Below are 16,649 nucleotides of genomic sequence, written 5' to 3'. Positions count from 1 at the left end.
GGCCGAGCAGGCCCTTCCACGGTTTCTACGAGGTACTACGGGGCTGGGACGGCCCGAGGGTGGTTCAGCCCTCGACCGTGACGCCCATGGAACGCGCGGTGCCCGCGATGATCTTCGAGGCGGCGTCCAGGTCGTTGGCGTTGAGGTCGGCCATCTTGGTCTCGGCGATCTCGCGGACCTGCGCCTGCGTGATCTTGGCGACCTTGGTCTTGTGGGGCTCGCCGGAGCCCTTCTCGACGCCCGCGGCCTTGAGGATCATCTTGGCGGCCGGCGGGGTCTTGGTGATGAAGGTGAAGGAGCGGTCCTCGTAGACCGTGATCTCCACCGGGATCACCCAGCCGCGCTGCGACTCGGTCGCCGCGTTGTAGGCCTTGCAGAACTCCATGATGTTGACACCGTGCTGACCCAGCGCGGGGCCGACCGGCGGAGCCGGGTTGGCGGCACCGGCCTGGATCTGGAGCTTGATGAGCCCCGTGACCTTCTTCTTCTTGGGAGGCATGGCTCTCCGGGTCCTTTCGGTTCGGGTCCTGCCCACCCCCGGGGACCACCCGGACGCAGGCATACCGCACAACGATAACGGGTATACATGTGCGGCTGAAAACCGAGCAGGTCAGACGGTCACCGAGGCGACCGTCTGACCTGCTCGGACGTGAGGGGGAACCAGAAGGTCAGTTCTTCTGGATCTGGTCGAAGCTCAGCTCGACCGGCGTCTCGCGGCCGAAGATCTCGACGAGGCCCTTGACCTTCTTCGAGTCGGCGTTGATCTCGTTGATCGTCGCCTGGAGGGTGGCGAAGGGGCCGTCGGTGACGGTGACCGAGTCGCCGACCTCGAAGTCCAGCACCTGGACCTCGACCTTGCGCTGCGGGGCCGGCTTGCCCTCGGCCTCGGCGGCCTCGCGGGCGGCCTTCTCCTCGGCCTCCGGGGCGAGCATCTTCACGATCTCGTCCAGGGACAGCGGGTACGGGTCGTAGGCGTTGCCCACGAAGCCGGTGACGCCGGGGGTGTTGCGGACGACGCCCCAGGACTCGTTCGTCAGATCCATCCGGACGAGGACGTAACCGGGCAGCTTGTTCTGCCGCACGGTCTTGCGCTCGCCGTTCTTGATCTGGACGATCTCCTCCTCGGGCACCTCGGCCTGGTAGATGAACTCCTCGACGTTCAGCGAGACGGCGCGCTGCTCCAGGTTGGCCTTCACGCGCTTCTCGTAACCGGCGTAGGTGTGGATCACGTACCAGTCGCCGGGCAGCGTGCGCAGTTCCTCGCGGAGCGCGGTGACCGGGTCCACCACGGGCTCCGGCTCGGCCTCGACGGCCTCGTCCTGCGCGGCTTCGTCCTCGGCGGCCTCGGCGGCTTCGTCTTCGGTGTCCGCCTCCGCCGTGTCCGTCCCGCCCTCGTCGGCTGCGGCGGCCTCGCGTGCGGCGGCTTCGGCAGCCTGGGCCTCGGTGGACTCCTCGGCGTCCCCGGTGTCCGCGCCCTCGACGGTGTCGAGCTCGTCCTCCGCGGACTCGACCGGCTCGATGGCGTCGTTCAGGTTCGGGTCAGACACTGTGGCTGCTTCTTCCTGGATACAGAGGGGTGGAACATGCGAAAGGGGCGCCGGACACGGCGCCCTTCGCTCCGGGCTCAGCCGAAGACGTACTTCGCTGCGTGGTTGAGGCCATAGTCAATCACGGTCACCAGACCGATCATGATGGCGACGAAGAAGATCACCACGGTGGTGTACGACGTCAGCTGGTTGCGCGAGGGCCAGACGACCTTGCGGAGCTCCGCGACGATCTGGCGGTAGAAGAGGGCCAGGCGCTTGAGGGGGCCCTTCTTGCCCCGCTTACCGCCCCTGCGCTGCTTCCGCTTGCTCTCCGTCACCTCGTCCTGGGCGTCAGGCGTGTCGAGGGAGCCCACGGCGTCCGTCATTCATCCTCACCTGATCCCGGGTCGTGGCCGTGCCGCGCCCGGTTGAGCCGCACGGCGGGTGCATGAAGTACGTACTCTGCAGCACACATCCTCGGTGAAGGAGTGTGTAGCAGGGCCGGAGGGACTTGAACCCCCAACCGCTGGTTTTGGAGACCAGTGCTCTACCAATTGAGCTACGACCCTTTGTCCGTCCCCCAACGTACCGCATCCGACCGAGTGCCAAGCGTGCACCGGCTCGACGCGGCCCGTCAGAGGCCAACGACGTAGGAGTGTACGTGGTCCGCGGCCGGGCGTCGAACGGGAAGCGCCCGTACGGTGATCGGGGCGCGCCGGGCTCCCTCGTGTCCCGTGCCGCGCGCGGGGCGCATACGTACGGGTGTCCGGGCCGGGGCCTTCCCGTGTTCAGTCCGTGAAACCCGCGTGCCGGGGTTCTTTCCGGTCTGGAACGATGGGTGCATGAGCGCTGCAACCCCTCCCACCGAGCGCCGGGTCTCCGCGCGCATCGGCGCGATCTCCGAGTCCGCCACCCTCGCCGTGGACGCCAAGGCGAAGGCCCTGAAGGCTGCCGGGCGCCCGGTGATCGGCTTCGGCGCCGGTGAACCCGACTTCCCGACGCCGGACTACATCGTCGAGGCCGCCGTCGAGGCGTGCAAGAACCCGAAGTACCACCGGTACACGCCGGCCGGCGGGCTGCCCGAGCTGAAGGCCGCGATCGCCGCGAAGACGCTGCGCGACTCGGACTACGAGGTCGACCCCTCGCAGATCCTCGTCACCAACGGCGGCAAGCAGGCCATCTACAACGCCTTCGCCGCGATCCTCGATCCGGGCGACGAGGTCATCGTCCCGGCCCCGTACTGGACGACGTACCCCGAGTCGATCCGGCTGGCCGGCGGTGTCCCGGTGGAGGTCGTCGCCGACGAGACCACCGGGTACCGGGTGAGCGTCGAGCAGCTCGAGGCCGCGCGCACCGAGAAGACCAAGTGCGTGCTGTTCGTCTCCCCGTCCAACCCGACCGGCGCGGTCTACGGCCGGGACGAGGCGGAGGCCATCGGCCGCTGGGCCGTCGAGCACGGCCTGTGGGTGCTCACCGACGAGATCTACGAGCACCTCGTCTACGGGGACGCCACCTTCACCTCGCTGCCGGCGCTCCTGCCCGAGCTGCGCGACAAGTGCATCGTCGTCAACGGCGTGGCCAAGACGTACGCGATGACCGGCTGGCGGGTGGGCTGGATCATCGGCCCGAAGGACGTCGTCAAGGCGGCCACCAACCTCCAGTCGCACGCCACCTCGAACGTGAACAACGTCGCCCAGGTGGCCGCCCTGGCCGCCGTCTCCGGCGACCTGGAGGCGGTCGCGCGGATGCGCGAGTCCTTCGACCGGCGCCGCCAGCTCATCGTGCGCATGCTCAACGAGATCGACGGCGTCCTCTGCCCCGAGCCGGAGGGCGCGTTCTACGCGTACCCCTCGGTCAAGGCGCTCCTCGGCAAGGAGATCCGCGGCAGGCGCCCGCAGACCTCGGTGGAGCTGGCCGCGCTCATCCTGGAGGAGGCCGAGGTCGCGGTCGTCCCGGGCGAGGCCTTCGGCACCCCGGGCTACCTGCGGCTGTCCTACGCGCTCGGCGACGAGGATCTCGTCGAGGGTGTGAGCCGGATCCAGAAGCTGCTGGCGGAGGCGCGGGACTGACCTCCCCCGACCCCACACATGACCGCGGGCCCCGTCCACTCCCAGGAGCGGACGGGGCCCGCGGTCATGTGTGCGAGCAAGGCCACTATCGGGGAAAGCGGTACCGGGACGGTCCGAACGTACGGCAGGATCATGCAATGGAGCGTGTACGTGAACTCTCCGAGCAACGCGGTGCCCGCGATGTCTCCGAGCTGCCGAAGGCCCATCTGCACCTGCACTTCACCGGGTCGATGCGGCCCGCCACCCTGCTGGAACTCGCCGACAAGTACGGCGTGCGTCTGCCCGACGCGCTGACCGAGGCCCTCCTCGGCGGCGAACCGCCGAGACTGCGGGCCACGGACGAACGCGGCTGGTTCCGCTTCCAGCGGCTCTACGACGCGGCCCGCGCCTGTCTGCGGGAGCCGGAGGACATCCGGCGCCTGGTCCGCGAGGCGGCGGAGGAGGACATCCGGGACGGCTCCCGGTGGCTGGAGATCCAGGTCGACCCCACCTCGTACGCCCCGCGCCTGGGCGGGCTGATCCCGGCCCTGGAGATCATCCTGGACGCGGTCGACTCGGCGCGCCGGGAGACGGGCCTGCACATGCGGGTCCTGGTGGCCGCGAACCGGATGAAGCACCCGCTGGACGCCCGCACCCTGGCCCGGCTGGCCGTGCGGTACGCGGACCGGGGCGTCGTCGGCTTCGGGCTGTCGAACGACGAGCGGCGCGGCATGGCCCGCGACTTCGACCGCGCGTTCGCCATCGCCCGCGAGGGCGGTCTGCTGTCGGCCCCGCACGGCGGCGAGCTGAACGGCCCGCCCTCGGTCCGCGACTGCCTCGACGACCTGCACGCCAACCGGCTCGGCCACGGCGTCCGGGCGGCGGAGGACCCCCGGCTGCTGCACCGCCTCGCCGAGCGCGGCGTGACCTGCGAGGTGTGCCCGGCCTCGAACGTGGCGCTGGGCGTCTACGAGAAGCCGGAGGACGTCCCGCTGCGCACGCTGTACGAGGCGGGCGTGCCGATGGCGCTGGGCGCCGACGACCCGCTGCTGTTCGGCTCGCGCCTGGCGGCCCAGTACGAGATCGCCCGCCGCCACCACGGTTTCACCGACGAGGAGCTGGCCGAGCTGGCCCGTCAGTCGGTGCGGGGCTCGGCGGCGCCGCAGGACGTGCGGGCCGGCCTCCTGGCGGACATCGACGCGTGGCTCGCGGCCCCGCCGTCCGGTGCGCCCGGCCGCACGCCCCTCCCGGCCTCACGCCTGTAGGTCGACCCCGACCATCACCGGCTCGTTGACCAGGGTGACTCCGAAGGCCTCGCGGACTCCGGCGACGACCTCCCTGGCCAGCGCCAGGAGGTCCTCGGTGGTGGCCCCGCCCCGGTTGGTGAGCGCGAGGGTGTGCTTGGTGGAGATGCGGGCGGGGCCGCTGCCGTAGCCCTTGGTGAAGCCGGCCCGGTCGATCAGCCAGGCCGCCGAGGTCTTGGTGCGGCCCTCCCCCGCCGGGTAGGCGGGCGGCTCGGCCTCCTCGCCCAGCCGCTCGCGTACCCGCGCGCGGAAGGCGGCGAAGGCCTCCTCGTCGAGGATCGGGTTGGTGAAGAAGGACCCGGCCGACCAGGTGTCGTGGTCCTCGGGGTCGAACACCATGCCCTTCCCGGCGCGCAGCTTCAGCACGGTCTCGCGCGCGGCGGCGAGCGGCACGCGCTCCCCCGCCCCGACGCCCAGCATCCGCGCGGTCTCGGCGTACCTCAGGGGCGCCGACAGCCCGTCGGCGTCCTCCAGCGCGAACCGCACGCGCAGGACGACGTACCGCTCGGGCTCGGCCTTGAAGCGGCTGTGCCGGTAGGAGAAGGCGCACTCCTCGTTGGTGAGGGTCACCGTCTCCCCCGCGCGGCGGTCGTAGGCGAGCACCTCGGTGAGGGTGGCGGAGACCTCCTGGCCGTACGCCCCGACGTTCTGCACCGGGGTGGCGCCGGCGGAGCCGGGGATCCCGGCGAGGCACTCGATGCCGGCGAGCCCGGCCTCGACGGTGCGCGTGACGACGTCGCTCCACACCTCGCCGGCCGCCACCTCCAGCCGGTTGCCGTCGAGCGCGATCCCGCGGGTGGCGAGGCGCAGGGCGGTGCCCGCGAAGCCCTTGTCGCCGACGAGCAGGTTCGATCCCCCGCCGATCAGCAGCAGCGGCGTCCCGGAGGCGTCGGCCTCCCGCACGACCTCGATCACCTCGGCGTCCTCGGTCGCGGTGACCAGCCGGTCCACCGGCCCGCCGAGCCGAAAGGTGGTCAGGGGGGCGAGCGAAGCATCATGAAGTACCTGCACGCGACAAGCCTACGGTCCCCCTCGGGGGGCGCGGCCGGTAAGGGGGCGCGAGGAGCCGGGTGAACGACGGACGCGCAGGAGAGAACCCCCCGGGCCCGAAGGCCCGGGGGGCGAAGGTGCACGGCCCCTGGCGATCGGAAGGGCGCGGGCGCCGGGGCGCCACTCCACGTCGCGCGCGCCCCGTCCTCACACCCGCGTCGCCACCGGCACGCCCTCCGGCATCGCCGTTTCCTCCTGCGCCACCGTCTCCTCCTGCACGAGCGCGCTCTTCCCCGACCGCCGCCGGCCCGGGATGACCAGGGCCGCCGCCCCCGCGAGTGCCACGGCCCCGGCTCCCACGACGAGCGCGGGCCGCAGCCCGTCCACGAAGGTCGCCGCGGTCTCGTAGCCGCCCTGGGCGGAGAAGATCGAGGCCATCACGGCGACGCCGAGGGCGCCTCCCACCTCGCGCAGGGCGTTGTTCGCCCCGGAGGCGATCCCCTGCTCCTCGACCCGCACGCTCGACATCACGAGGTGCGAGGCCGGCGCGAAGTACAGGGACATGCCGATCCCGCTCATGATCAGCCCGGGGAGCTGCGTCCCGTAGGGCGCGTCGGCGGTGACCACCGCGGCGAGCCAGCCGAGCCCCAGCGCCTGGAGGAAGAGCCCCGCGGCGACGACCGGCCGTCCTCCGACCCGGTCGGCGAGGTATCCGGCGACCGGCGCGACCAGCATCGGCATGCCGGTCCACGGCAGCATCCGCAGCCCCGCCTCGGTGGGCGAGTAGCCGAGCACGCCCTGCATGTACTGGCTGAGCAGGAAGATCGAGCCGAACATGCCGAGGAACATCAGCAGGCTCGCCGCGTTGATCCCGGCGAAGGCCCGGGAGCGGAACAGCCGCATCGGGAGCATGGGGTGCGCGGCCCGCGAGCCGTGCACGACGAATCCGGTCAGCAGGGCCGTCCCCGCGAACAGCCCGGTCAGCACCAGCTGGTCGGTCCAGCCGTCGGCGGGGCCGCGGACCAGCCCGTAGACGATGCCGAAGAGGCCGCCGCTGGCGAGGACGGTACCGAGGGGGTCGAGTCGGGCGCCGGTGCCGCGGGACTCGGCGAGGCGGAGCCGGGCGAGCGGCAGCAGGGCGAGTCCCACCGGCACGTTCAGCCAGAAGATCCAGTGCCAGGACACGTGTTCGGTGAGACTGCCGCCGATGAGCGGCCCGGAGGCGACGGCGAGTCCGTTGACGGCGCCCCAGATGCCGAAGGCCATGCCGCGCTTGGCGGCGGGGACGGCGACGGTGAGCAGGGTGAGGGTGAGCGGCATCATGATCGCCGCGCCGACGCCCTGCACGGCCCGGGCCGCGATCAGGGAGTCGATGCCGGGGGCCATGGCCGCGGCGGCCGAGGCGCCGGTGAAGACGGCGAGCCCGGTGAGGAAGAGCCGCCGCCGGCCGAACCGGTCGCCGAGCGCGGCGCCGAACATGAGCAGGACGGCGAAGGTGAGCGTGTAGGCGCTCACGGTCCACTCCAGGTCGTCCAGCGCGCCCCCGAGATCCTCCCGGATGGAGGGCAGGGCGGTGGTGACGACGAGATTGTCGAGCGCCGCCATGAAGCCGGCGGCACTGGTGAGGAGGAGGGCCCAGACGGCCCCTCCCCGGATCGCGGTCTTCTCCGACTCGACGGTCCCTGACACGACGGTCCCCCTCATCCCTTTCGATGTCTTCTTAGTGATCGACCACTAACTTCTGCGGACAGACGTCGGGGCGGTCCGGAGCCCTACCCCTCGCCACCCGGCGGCCCGGCGCCGGGGCCATGCCCCGTCCGCTTCCCTACCGCTCCCCCAGGCGGCGCTTGGCCCGCGCCGAGGGGTACAGCCCCTCCCACACCCGGTGCTCGGGCGGGAAGCCCATGGCGACCAGGCAGTTGACCAGCATCCCGTACGCCAGGAAGGTCGTCGTCTCGTCGACGTCCGCACCGAGCGGCAGATGCACGGTGTCCCAGAGGTGCATCCACTGGGCCCGCACGGCCTCGCCGAACTCGTGGTCGCCCTCCCGCTCGGCGGCGGCCACGGCGACGTACATCTGCATCTGCAGCTGCAGCAGCTCCGGACGCTCGGCGATGACCTGGGTGTAGGCCTCGGCCATGGAGTGCAGTGCCTCCTCGCCCCGCAGTCCGTCGGCCGCCTTCTCGAACGTCTCGATGATCTCCTTCGTGCAGCGTTCGGTCGCCGCCCGGAAGATCGCCCGCTTGTCCGGGAAGAGCCGGAAGAGATACGGCTGCGAGACCCCGACGCGCTTGGCGATCGCGTCGGTGGACGTGCCGTGGTACCCGCCGCGGGCGAACTCGCTCGTCGCCGCGCGAATGACGCTCTCGCGCCGCTCTTCCGCGCTCATCCTGACCATGCGAGAAAGTTAGTGCTCAATCACTAACTTCGTCAAGGGAGTGCACGGTCGGGCCCGCACCCCCGTAAGGGGTGCGGGCCCGTCCGGCGTCGTGCGGGGGCTGCGGTCAGGCCAGCCGGACGACCGCGCGGGACATGCCGAGGACCTTCTGCCCGGCGCTGGTCGCCGTCAGGTCCACGCGCACGGTGTTGTCCTCGAGCTTGGCGGCGACCTTGGCGCTGACCTCGACGAGGGCACCCTTGTCGTCGTCCGGGACGACGACCGGCTTGGTGAAGCGGACGCCGTACTCGACGACCGCCCCCGGGTCACCGGCCCAGTCGGTGACCACGCGGATCGCGGAGGCCATGGTGAACATGCCGTGCGCGATGACGTCCGGCAGCCCGACCTCCTTGGCGAACCGCTCGTTCCAGTGGATCGGGTTGAAGTCGCCGGAGGCGCCGGCGTACCGGACCAGCGTGGCCCGGTTCACCGGGAACGTCCTCGCGGGCAGTTCGGTGCCGACCTCGACCTCGGCGTACGCGATCTTCGCCGTCATCGTCCTCACGCCTCCCCTTCGGCCGCGCGGGCCACGAGCTTGGTCCAGGCGGTCACGACGTGCTCGCCCGACTCGTCGTGCACCTCACCGCGGACGTCCAGGATGTCGTTGCCCGCCATGGACCTGACCGCCTCGATGGTCGAGGTGACCGTGAGCCGGTCGCCGGCGCGCACCGGGCGGGTGTAGGCGAACCTCTGGTCGCCGTGCACGACGCGGCTGTAGTCCAGTCCGAGCTGCGGGTCCTCGATGACCAGGCCCGCGGCCTTGAAGGTGATCGCGAAGACGAAGGTCGGCGGGGCGATCACATCGGGGTGCCCGAGCGCCTTGGCGGCCTCGGGGTCGAAGTACGCCGGGTTGGCGTCCCCCACCGCCTCCGCGAACTCGCGGATCTTCTCCCGGCCCACCTCGTAGGGGTCGGTGGGCGGGTAGGACCGCCCCACGAAGGACTGGTCGAGCGCCATCGGCTCGGCACCTCCTGCTGATGTCTGGACGAGCGGGGAGAACGGTCCCCGGCTAAGAGCCGGGAAGACCGGTGGGCTGAGCGTACAAAACGACACGAGGCCGCCCCCCGAACTGCGGGGGCGGCCTCGTGTACGAGCCTTGTTATCGCGTTTCGCGGTGCGCGGTGTGCGCATTGCAACGCGGGCAGTGCTTTTTCATCTCCAGACGATCCGGGTTGTTACGCCGGTTCTTCTTGGTGATGTAGTTCCGCTCCTTGCACTCCACGCAGGCCAGCGTGATCTTCGGGCGGACGTCGGTGGCAGCCACGTGAGTGCTCCTTGACGAACGGTTGACTTGAATGAACGCAGAAAAGAGTAGCCGATCGAAGGACCGACCCCGCAATCGGCTACTTGAAGTAGCGGTGACCGGACTTGAACCGGTGACACAGCGATTATGAGCCGCTTGCTCTACCGACTGAGCTACACCGCTGCAGGTGCGATCGGCGCCCGCCTCGCGACGGGAACCTCACTCACCAGAGCCCCAAAACGGAATCGAACCGTTGACCTTCTCCTTACCATGGAGACGCTCTGCCGACTGAGCTATTGGGGCGAGCGAGGAAGACATTACACGGTCGCCCGCCGTTCGCCCAAATCCGTTTCGTGCCGCCGGGCCCGACCTGTTCCCTCCCCGCCCGGCACCCCGTTCCGCGGGCACGTCGCATCCCGCTCCCGGCCGGTTCGACGGCGCCTCCGATGCCCTCCCGGCCGTCTCACCAGCACCGGGGACCACACCGGTACGACTATTTCGCTCCTCCCCGGCGCGGCCCGGCCACCGTCCTAGGCTCGGCCTCACTCCGCGTGACTTCGGTCTCCCCCCGTCTTCCGTCATCCGTCTCACCCGTCCGCCGCGCCGCCCCGTGCCGCCCGATCCCAGGAGTGCGATGCCCGACGACCGTCCGCAGCCGCCCCGCTCCCCCTTCCCGGCCCCCTCGGGGGCCCCCGGGTCCGCCGTCGGACCGACGGGACTGCTGCTGTGCGGAGCACGGCTCGCCGACGGCCGCACGGTCGACGTACGGCTGGGCGGCGAGCGGATCGAGGCGGTCGGCACCGCGGGCAGCCTGGTGCCCGGGCCGGCCGGCTCCCGCGTCGACCTCGGCGGCTATCTGCTCCTCCCCGCCCCCGCCGAACCGCACGCGCACGGCGACACGGCCCTGTCCGCCGACGGCCCGCCCACCTGCGAGGCCGAGGAGGTCCAGCGCCGGGCCACCGAGGCGGCGCTGCTGCAGCTCGGACACGGCGCCACGGCGTTGCGCTCGCACGTCGGGATCGGCGAGATGCAGGGGCTCGACGCGCTCGCCGCCGTGCTGCGGGCCCGTCACTCCCTGCGCGGGCTGGCCGAGCTGACGGCGGTGGCGATGCCCCGCGTCCTGACCGGAGCGGCCGGCGCGGACGGACGCGCCCTGCTGCGGGACGCGGTGAAGACGGGCGCCGCCGTGGTGGGTGGCTGCCCGGACACCGACCCCGACCCCGCCGGGCACGTGGAGGCGGTCCTGGAGGTCGCCTCCGAGCACGGCCTCCCCGTCGACCTGCACACCGACGCCGCCGACCCGGCGCGGCTCACCCGGATCGCGGCGATGGCGGGCGGGCTGCGGCCCGGCGTGACGCTGGGCCCCTGCGGCGGCCTCGGCCGACTGCCCGAGGAGGCCGCCGCTCGGGTGGCCGACCAGCTCGCGGCGGCCGGCGTCGGTGTGGTCTGCCTGCCGCAGGGCGGCTGCGGCGCGGCCGGACGGTTCGGCACCCCTCCGGTACGGCTGCTGCGCGCGGCCGGGGTGCGGGTCGCGGCGGGCAGCGGGGCGCTGCGGGACGCCTCGAACCCGGTCGGCCGGGGCGATCCGCTGGAGGCCGCCTACCTGCTGGCCTCGCGGCAGGGGCTGCGCCCGGAGACGGCGTACGGGACGGTGAGCGCGGCCGCGCGGGCCGTGCTGGGGCTGCCGGAGGTACGGGTGGAGGCGGGCTTCCCCGCCGAGCTGCTGGCGGTGCGCGGCACGGACATGGCGGGCGCGCTGTCGCTCGCGTACAGCAGGGTCGTGGTGCACCGGGGGCGCGTGGTGGCGCGGACCAGCGCGGTGCGCGAGTACTGCGACTCGGCGGCGACGGCTGCGCTGGGTCTGCCCAGGCAAGGGCGGGGCGGGGCGTCGTAAGGGGCGGAGCGTCACGGGGGCCGGGGTGCCGTGAAGGGGCGGAGCGTCACCGGAGCCGGGATGCCGTACGGGCCGGAGCGTCACGGGGGCCGGGATGCCGTGGGGGCGGACCCCGGTCGGGCTCCTCCGCCGGGGCGGCGCCCGGTGCCGGGGCCCGTGGCCGTGTGACGCGGCGGGAGCGGCGCTCCCGGCGTACCGTCTACCTCATGCGCATTGTCATCGCTGGTGGACATGGTCAGATCGCGCTGCGGCTGGAGCGGCTGCTCGCCGCGCGCGGCGACGAGGTGGCGGGCATCATCCGCCGGGCGGAGCAGGCCGAGGACCTGCGGGCGGCCGGCGCCGAACCGCTCGTGTGCGACCTGGAGTCCGCCTCGGAGGACGAGGTCGCGGAGCTGCTGCGGGGCGCGGACGCGGTGGTGTTCGCGGCGGGCGCCGGCCCGAACAGCGGGACGGAACGCAAGGACACGGTGGACCGGGGCGCCGCGGTGCTGGTCGCGGACGCGGCCGCGCGCGCGGGCGTACGCCGGTACGTCGTCGTGTCCTCGATGGGCGCCGACCCCGAGCACCGCGGGGACGGGGTGTTCGACGTGTACCTGCGGGCCAAGGGCGAGGCCGACGCGTACGTGCGCGGCCACGCGGCCCTGGACTGGACGATCCTGCGCCCCGGCCAGTTGACGGACGAGGCCGGCACGGGCCTGGTGCGTCTGGAGGCGGCGACGGGCCGCGGTCCGGTCCCGCGCGACGACGTGGCGGCGGTCCTCGCCGAACTCGTCGACACCCCGGCGACGGCGGGCCTGACCCTGGAGCTGATCAGCGGTTCGGCCCCGGTGTCGGTCGCGGTGAAGGCCGTCGCCGGGAACTGACGGGGCGACGAGACCTCAGAAGAGGGGCAGCTGCCCGGGGAACTCCGGGACGGTGTAGCCGTCCAGGGCGGGCTGGGCGGCGTTCGGCCCGACGGACCGCCGGGAGCCGGGGCACGAGACGAGTTCCCCGGCGGCCCGTGCCCCCGGCGGATCGTGCCGTGCGAACCGCCCGGCCACCACGGCGATCTCCCGACGGCACTCCGGGCAGGTCCTGCGAGGTGACGACATGGGTCCAGCGTACGAGCGGGACCGCATCCGGCACGGCGGCTTTCCCGCGGCCGTCCCCTCGTGCGGGCACATGTGAGGCGCGGGCCGCAGGCGGGCCCGGCCGGTGTCCACCGGCGGTGGGCGCGGTGAACGCCCCCTCCGGAGGTGGCGGCCCCTGGGCTCAGGCCTCTCGGCGCGCCACCGCCCAGGCGATCTCCCGCAGTTGCCGGTGCGCCTCCGCCGTCGGCCGGACGCGCGACAGCGCGCGCAACGCGGCGGACAGCTGCCGCTCCGCCTCGCGTTCCGCCGCCTCCCGGCCGCCGGCCTCCTCGACCAGTTCGCGCGCCAGGGCGACGTCCTGTTCACCAAGGGCGTCCGGGGAGTCGTACAGGGTCCGCAACCGCCGGGCCGCCGGGCCGTCACTCTCCAGGGCGGTCACCACCGGCAGGGACTTCTTCCGCGCGGCCAGGTCCCCGCCCACCGGCTTGCCGCTGCGTGACGTGTGCCCCCAGATGCCCAGCACGTCGTCCGCGCACTGGAACGCCACCCCGAGCCGGCGGCCGAACTCCCGCAGCCCGCGCACCCGCACCTCGTCCGCCCCGGCCAGCACACCGCCCAGAGCGGCGGCGCAGCCCATCAGGGAACCCGTCTTGCCCTCGGCCATGGCCAGGTACTGCGCGACCGAGACCTCGGGCGCCTTCTCGTAGGCGACGTCACGGCTCTGGCCCTCCACCAGCTCCAGCAGCGCGTCCACGAGTTCCTTCACGGCGACGGCCATCCGCTGCTGCTGCGTATCCGTCAGCACCCGCATCGCCGCCACCAGGAGGGCGTCACCGGTGAGCACCGCCGCGGGCGTGCCGAACACGGACCAGGCGGCGGGGCGGTGCCGGCGCAGGTCGTCGCCGTCGATGACGTCGTCGTGCAGCAGAGTGAAGTCGTGCACGAGTTCGACGGCGACGGCGCCCGGGACCGCGCTCTCGGCGCTGCCGCCGACGGCCATCGCCGACAGCAGGGTCAGCGCCGGGCGGACGGACTTGCCCCCGCCGGCCGTCGAGAGGGTCGGTGTCCCGTCGGCCTCGCACCAGCCCTTGTGGTACCCGGCGATCCGGCCCTCGTCCGGTGGCAGCGCTGCCAGGGCCGCCCGGAGGGCAGGAGACAGCAGCTCGTCGACCCAGCCCAGCCGAGGAAACGTATCGACCTGCGCGGGGGCGGTGATCTGCGACATGCACTGCTCCTCAAGAGGACTGCGAACCGTGGACCACGCCGGCATGACCTGGCGCCTCACGTACGCGCGCCAGTCAACCGGGTGCCCCGCAACACGCAGAAGTCACGCCCCACCGCCGCCCCGAGGATCACCGGGGCGGCCCAGCCCCGCGCCGCTCCACCCACGGCACCGGGAGGAGCGAACGGCGCCCCGACCCGCCGGGCACCCGACGAAGGGCCCGTGACCTGCTTCTGGAGCAGGTCACGGAGCGCGTGATTCAATGCCCCACATGGAGGCGGACGGTACACATCTGGGACCGTTGGAACTGGTCAGCGGGCGTTGGGCGGTCGGAGACGCCACCCGCCCGGACACCCACTGGGTGGAGCTCCGCCCGGACGGGTTCCACCAGCGCGAGCCGGACTCCGAGGGACGGTTGATCCCGTGGTCACGGATCATGACCGGCATCCGGCTCACCTGGGGCAAGCACTCCTGGAACACGGACCGCAGGGGCATGTACACGCTCAAGGGAACGGTTGCGGGGCGTGACGGAGGTTGGATGCACATGACGCTTCGCCACCCGTACGAGGACCACCAGCTGCGCTTCGACCAGCACGCGCGCCCGTACCGGGCGGTGGATGCCCTCCGGCTGGAGAGTCTGCTGCGGCAGCTCGTCGACGAGGGGAAACCCCACCTCCTCGGCGACCCGGAATGGGTGGGCCGTGCCGTGGCCTGCCTGACCGGCGGGAAGAACAGCCGGCTCACGCAACGTGCGCTGCGGCGGGCGGCGACCGAGGCCGTGGCAACGGCGGGCCCCGGCAACCTCTGACGGCCCGCGCGCGGTGCCTGGACGGCGCCGCCGCCACGGCGTACGCGCGCATCGAGCAGGCGCTGCGGAACGACGGTCAGGGCCCGGAAGCTGCCCCACACCCGCAAAACGGCCACCCGCTCCACTGGAACTCCCCGGGAACGACGAAAGGGTCTGCGATCAGCATTGCTGCTGGTCACAGACCCTTTCGGTCGTGTGGCGGCGCCAGGATTCGAACCTGGGAAGGCGAAGCCGGCAGATTTACAGTCTGCGCGGGGTATCGCCATCAAGCTGGACGTCTCTCCCCTTCACGTCGGCCTGCCCCTTGGATGCCCCACACGTGGGGCGGGCGGCGTAGTTACTCCTGTGACGTTCCTTCCGCCCGACGTTCGGTCTCGATCTTGCCTTGCCACTTACCTGGAGCCCACGTCACGTGCGCCTTATCCCTACGGAACGTGCCCGACTGCCGGGTGATAGCTACCCAGATACGACCACAGACCCCAACCAAAGCGGCGATAGCAGCGATGGAAGTGGCCTGCACTCCCAGGTAGGCGACAGTAATAATCACGGAGAGAATGCCCACAAAGGCCATAAAGTCAAACAGGCGAGCAGCGTTCGAATAAGAGTCCTCGCGGGTAGTCACTCTCTTCTGCCTTTCTTCGGCGGGCCGCAGCCCTTATTGGGTATCGCCCTAAGCGTGCCGTCGAAGGTGGATGATGCAGAAACCGCAACAGGGTGTTGCTGCGGGTTGGCAACACCGGGAGGACGGCCGCCCTGGCGTTGCCCTCGCCGCAACGGGCATCATTGCTTCATAGCTTCACGAACCTGCACCAGTAGACTCTCGACCTCTGATCAGGCGAGCCGCACTGTTGCAGGAGCGCCAACAGTGGGTGTTGCGAGTGACGCAACGCCCTGGGGGAGGATCACATGGGGACGCTAGAACCCATCGGCGAAGCAGTACCCGAGGAGAACCGCGCTCTAGCTGAAGCACTGCGAACATTGTTCGACTCGCTCGGCATTTCGATGCGCAGGTACGCCGCTCGATGCCACACCGACCCGGGCACACTTTCTCGATACCTCAAAGGGCTGCGAATCCCCTCATGGAGTTTCATCGTCAATTTGCTCGCACACGTGGCAGAGGCACGGGAAAGCCAGACGAGCGATGAAGCCGTAGCGCTACTACGTCAGCTATACGTTCGCGCGGCTGGCGCCACCACGGGAACTAAGAGAACAGCCGACCTGCAACGACTTCTCGAGGAGGCAGACGAGCAGGCACGCGAAGCAGCTTCCCTCGAGCGACTACTTAGGCAGACACTCCACGAGTCCCAGCAACAGATAGATCACCTGAATGTTGAACTGAAAGCTTTACGTGCAGTTCGGGCAGCAGATAGACAGGCAGCCAAGGCAGAGATCGAACTCTTTGCCTCCGAGGCTGATGACCTGCGCCAGGAGAGAGAACAACTACAGGCAGAGATCGATGTCCTAAAGAAGCAGCTCAAGGAAGCCACAAATGCACGTATGCTGGCCGAAGAGCGATGCGATCAACTAGAGCGGCAAATCGAGAGCGTCGAAGCAAGAGAAGGAAAGAAGACCGAGGAAGAACCATCCCACATAGACACGAGAACAGCAGCAGAACACGTTCACACAGCAACAGACGAAGCGCAACAGAGCGCGGCTCAAAAGTACGCTGAGGCACAAGACCAGATGACTGCGGCTCAGGAGAGAATCGCAGCCTTGCAAAGCGAACTGGAAGACGCTAAGCGTGAACGACTCCGCGAAGAATCCACGGCGACCCTGAGAAAGCACCTGGTATCTGCCTCACCTGAGGAAGCATCAGTCGAAGGGCTACCCCGCAGCCTCGCTGTCCGACTCGGTTACGGCCCTGACCAGGTCCTACGTAGGGTTGACGCAGCCAGTAGGGTCGATCCGGAAGATGTGCGCCCAATCCTTACGCGGGCATTTGACCTGCAGACCAAAGACGAAGCAGAACGAACGCGTCAGCTCCTTAGTAATTCACCGATTCGCGTGCGATTGATTTTCAACGAAGTTGTGACTCGTTCCATAAAAGGAGCGGCCATCTCAGCTAAGGAGGATCCAGAAAGCAGGGTGCGGCCAGTCGACTGATGAT

17 protein-coding genes and 3 tRNA genes are annotated in these 16,649 nt (G+C 70.8%); 6 read left to right on the top strand and 14 right to left on the bottom strand.

Annotation, left to right across the window (positions count from 1 at the left end; all coding sequences use genetic code 11):
* Nucleotides 1-64: 64 nt before the first annotated feature.
* From rplK to OHB09_RS19395, 4 genes are all read right to left on the bottom strand, one after another.
* Nucleotides 65-499, bottom strand: a complete 435-nt coding sequence (gene rplK / locus OHB09_RS19410; RefSeq protein ID WP_006140933.1) for a 50S ribosomal protein L11 — start codon at nt 497-499, stop codon at nt 65-67.
* Nucleotides 500-668: 169 nt separating this feature from the next.
* Entirely contained in the window at nt 669-1,547 is an 879-nt protein-coding gene (gene nusG / locus OHB09_RS19405; RefSeq protein ID WP_328922310.1) for a transcription termination/antitermination protein NusG, read from the bottom strand.
* A gap of 77 nt (nt 1,548-1,624) precedes the next feature.
* Nucleotides 1,625-1,912: a preprotein translocase subunit SecE gene (secE, locus tag OHB09_RS19400; protein WP_006140935.1), complete on the bottom strand. Its 288-nt coding sequence runs from the start codon at nt 1,910-1,912 to the stop codon at nt 1,625-1,627.
* 110 nt (nt 1,913-2,022) lie between these two features.
* Nucleotides 2,023-2,095: transfer RNA gene (locus tag OHB09_RS19395), tRNA-Trp, on the bottom strand.
* 273 nt (nt 2,096-2,368) lie between these two features.
* Between OHB09_RS19395 and OHB09_RS19390 the strand changes: the two genes are divergently transcribed.
* On the top strand, nt 2,369-3,595 hold the full coding sequence (locus tag OHB09_RS19390) for a pyridoxal phosphate-dependent aminotransferase (protein ID WP_006140936.1): 1,227 nt from the start codon (nt 2,369-2,371) through the stop codon (nt 3,593-3,595).
* A gap of 137 nt (nt 3,596-3,732) precedes the next feature.
* Nucleotides 3,733-4,839, top strand: a complete 1,107-nt coding sequence (locus OHB09_RS19385) for an adenosine deaminase (RefSeq protein ID WP_093593765.1) — start codon at nt 3,733-3,735, stop codon at nt 4,837-4,839.
* Here OHB09_RS19385 and OHB09_RS19380 read toward each other — a convergent pair.
* The 8 genes from OHB09_RS19380 to OHB09_RS19345 all read right to left on the bottom strand — a co-directional run bounded on the left by OHB09_RS19380 (nt 4,828) and on the right by OHB09_RS19345 (nt 9,851).
* Nucleotides 4,828-5,889, bottom strand: a complete 1,062-nt coding sequence (locus tag OHB09_RS19380; RefSeq protein ID WP_234526262.1) for a UDP-N-acetylmuramate dehydrogenase — start codon at nt 5,887-5,889, stop codon at nt 4,828-4,830. The two genes, OHB09_RS19385 and OHB09_RS19380, sit on opposite strands and share 12 nt — an antisense overlap.
* A 186-nt stretch (nt 5,890-6,075) precedes the next feature.
* The gene (locus OHB09_RS19375) at nt 6,076-7,572 is read right to left on the bottom strand and encodes a DHA2 family efflux MFS transporter permease subunit (protein WP_328922309.1); all 1,497 of its coding nucleotides are present in this window, start codon (nt 7,570-7,572) and stop codon (nt 6,076-6,078) included.
* A 121-nt stretch (nt 7,573-7,693) separates the two neighbouring features.
* Nucleotides 7,694-8,266 (bottom strand): TetR/AcrR family transcriptional regulator, encoded by a 573-nt coding sequence (locus OHB09_RS19370; protein WP_176945026.1) that lies wholly within the window; start codon nt 8,264-8,266, stop codon nt 7,694-7,696.
* A gap of 106 nt (nt 8,267-8,372) precedes the next feature.
* Nucleotides 8,373-8,801 (bottom strand): MaoC family dehydratase, encoded by a 429-nt coding sequence (locus tag OHB09_RS19365; protein WP_040895603.1) that lies wholly within the window; start codon nt 8,799-8,801, stop codon nt 8,373-8,375.
* Between the two features lie 5 nt (nt 8,802-8,806).
* On the bottom strand, nt 8,807-9,262 hold the full coding sequence (locus tag OHB09_RS19360; protein WP_328922308.1) for a MaoC family dehydratase N-terminal domain-containing protein: 456 nt from the start codon (nt 9,260-9,262) through the stop codon (nt 8,807-8,809).
* Nucleotides 9,263-9,404: 142 nt separating this feature from the next.
* Nucleotides 9,405-9,569: a 50S ribosomal protein L33 gene (gene rpmG / locus OHB09_RS19355; RefSeq protein WP_003948671.1), complete on the bottom strand. Its 165-nt coding sequence runs from the start codon at nt 9,567-9,569 to the stop codon at nt 9,405-9,407.
* An 89-nt stretch (nt 9,570-9,658) separates the two neighbouring features.
* A tRNA-Met gene (locus tag OHB09_RS19350) sits at nt 9,659-9,731 on the bottom strand.
* Between the two features lie 47 nt (nt 9,732-9,778).
* Nucleotides 9,779-9,851 (bottom strand) — tRNA-Thr (locus tag OHB09_RS19345).
* Nucleotides 9,852-10,182: 331 nt separating this feature from the next.
* On the opposite strand from OHB09_RS19345, the gene OHB09_RS19340 reads away from it, so the two are divergent.
* The gene (locus OHB09_RS19340) at nt 10,183-11,442 is read left to right on the top strand and encodes an amidohydrolase family protein (RefSeq protein WP_319351345.1); all 1,260 of its coding nucleotides are present in this window, start codon (nt 10,183-10,185) and stop codon (nt 11,440-11,442) included.
* A 206-nt stretch (nt 11,443-11,648) separates the two neighbouring features.
* Nucleotides 11,649-12,305 (top strand): SDR family oxidoreductase, encoded by a 657-nt coding sequence (locus tag OHB09_RS19335; RefSeq protein ID WP_093593752.1) that lies wholly within the window; start codon nt 11,649-11,651, stop codon nt 12,303-12,305.
* Nucleotides 12,306-12,320: 15 nt separating this feature from the next.
* Here OHB09_RS19335 and OHB09_RS19330 read toward each other — a convergent pair whose 3' ends face one another.
* On the bottom strand, nt 12,321-12,533 hold the full coding sequence (locus OHB09_RS19330; RefSeq protein ID WP_040895605.1) for a hypothetical protein: 213 nt from the start codon (nt 12,531-12,533) through the stop codon (nt 12,321-12,323).
* A 160-nt stretch (nt 12,534-12,693) separates the two neighbouring features.
* Nucleotides 12,694-13,737: a polyprenyl synthetase family protein gene (locus OHB09_RS19325; RefSeq protein ID WP_191890205.1), complete on the bottom strand. Its 1,044-nt coding sequence runs from the start codon at nt 13,735-13,737 to the stop codon at nt 12,694-12,696.
* A gap of 259 nt (nt 13,738-13,996) precedes the next feature.
* On the opposite strand from OHB09_RS19325, the gene OHB09_RS19320 reads away from it, so the two are divergent.
* Entirely contained in the window at nt 13,997-14,542 is a 546-nt protein-coding gene (locus tag OHB09_RS19320) for a hypothetical protein (protein WP_371788293.1), read from the top strand.
* 906 nt (nt 14,543-15,448) lie between these two features.
* The gene (locus OHB09_RS19315; protein WP_328922307.1) at nt 15,449-16,645 is read left to right on the top strand and encodes a hypothetical protein; all 1,197 of its coding nucleotides are present in this window, start codon (nt 15,449-15,451) and stop codon (nt 16,643-16,645) included.
* Nucleotides 16,646-16,649 lie beyond the last annotated feature (4 nt).

Source organism: Streptomyces griseoaurantiacus (assembly GCF_036189845.1).
Classification (GTDB): domain Bacteria; phylum Actinomycetota; class Actinomycetes; order Streptomycetales; family Streptomycetaceae; genus Streptomyces; species Streptomyces griseoaurantiacus.
This window is presented reverse-complemented; position numbering and strand designations above follow the sequence as displayed.

What these genes read in the sequence shown, in the direction of transcription:
- rplK (WP_006140933.1), bottom strand. Translation starts at nt 499, where the DNA reads ATGCCTCCCAAGAAGAAGAAGGTCACGGGGCTCATCAAGCTCCAGATC.
- secE (WP_006140935.1), bottom strand. Translation starts at nt 1,912, where the DNA reads ATGACGGACGCCGTGGGCTCCCTCGACACGCCTGACGCCCAGGACGAG.
- OHB09_RS19390 (WP_006140936.1), top strand. Translation starts at nt 2,369, where the DNA reads ATGAGCGCTGCAACCCCTCCCACCGAGCGCCGGGTCTCCGCGCGCATC.
- OHB09_RS19385 (WP_093593765.1), top strand. Translation starts at nt 3,733, where the DNA reads ATGGAGCGTGTACGTGAACTCTCCGAGCAACGCGGTGCCCGCGATGTC.
- OHB09_RS19375 (WP_328922309.1), bottom strand. Translation starts at nt 7,572, where the DNA reads ATGAGGGGGACCGTCGTGTCAGGGACCGTCGAGTCGGAGAAGACCGCG.
- OHB09_RS19370 (WP_176945026.1), bottom strand. Translation starts at nt 8,266, where the DNA reads ATGGTCAGGATGAGCGCGGAAGAGCGGCGCGAGAGCGTCATTCGCGCG.
- OHB09_RS19365 (WP_040895603.1), bottom strand. Translation starts at nt 8,801, where the DNA reads ATGACGGCGAAGATCGCGTACGCCGAGGTCGAGGTCGGCACCGAACTG.
- OHB09_RS19360 (WP_328922308.1), bottom strand. Translation starts at nt 9,262, where the DNA reads ATGGCGCTCGACCAGTCCTTCGTGGGGCGGTCCTACCCGCCCACCGAC.
- OHB09_RS19340 (WP_319351345.1), top strand. Translation starts at nt 10,183, where the DNA reads ATGCCCGACGACCGTCCGCAGCCGCCCCGCTCCCCCTTCCCGGCCCCC.
- OHB09_RS19335 (WP_093593752.1), top strand. Translation starts at nt 11,649, where the DNA reads ATGCGCATTGTCATCGCTGGTGGACATGGTCAGATCGCGCTGCGGCTG.
- OHB09_RS19330 (WP_040895605.1), bottom strand. Translation starts at nt 12,533, where the DNA reads ATGTCGTCACCTCGCAGGACCTGCCCGGAGTGCCGTCGGGAGATCGCC.
- OHB09_RS19325 (WP_191890205.1), bottom strand. Translation starts at nt 13,737, where the DNA reads ATGTCGCAGATCACCGCCCCCGCGCAGGTCGATACGTTTCCTCGGCTG.
- OHB09_RS19320 (WP_371788293.1), top strand. Translation starts at nt 13,997, where the DNA reads ATGCCCCACATGGAGGCGGACGGTACACATCTGGGACCGTTGGAACTG.
- OHB09_RS19315 (WP_328922307.1), top strand. Translation starts at nt 15,449, where the DNA reads ATGGGGACGCTAGAACCCATCGGCGAAGCAGTACCCGAGGAGAACCGC.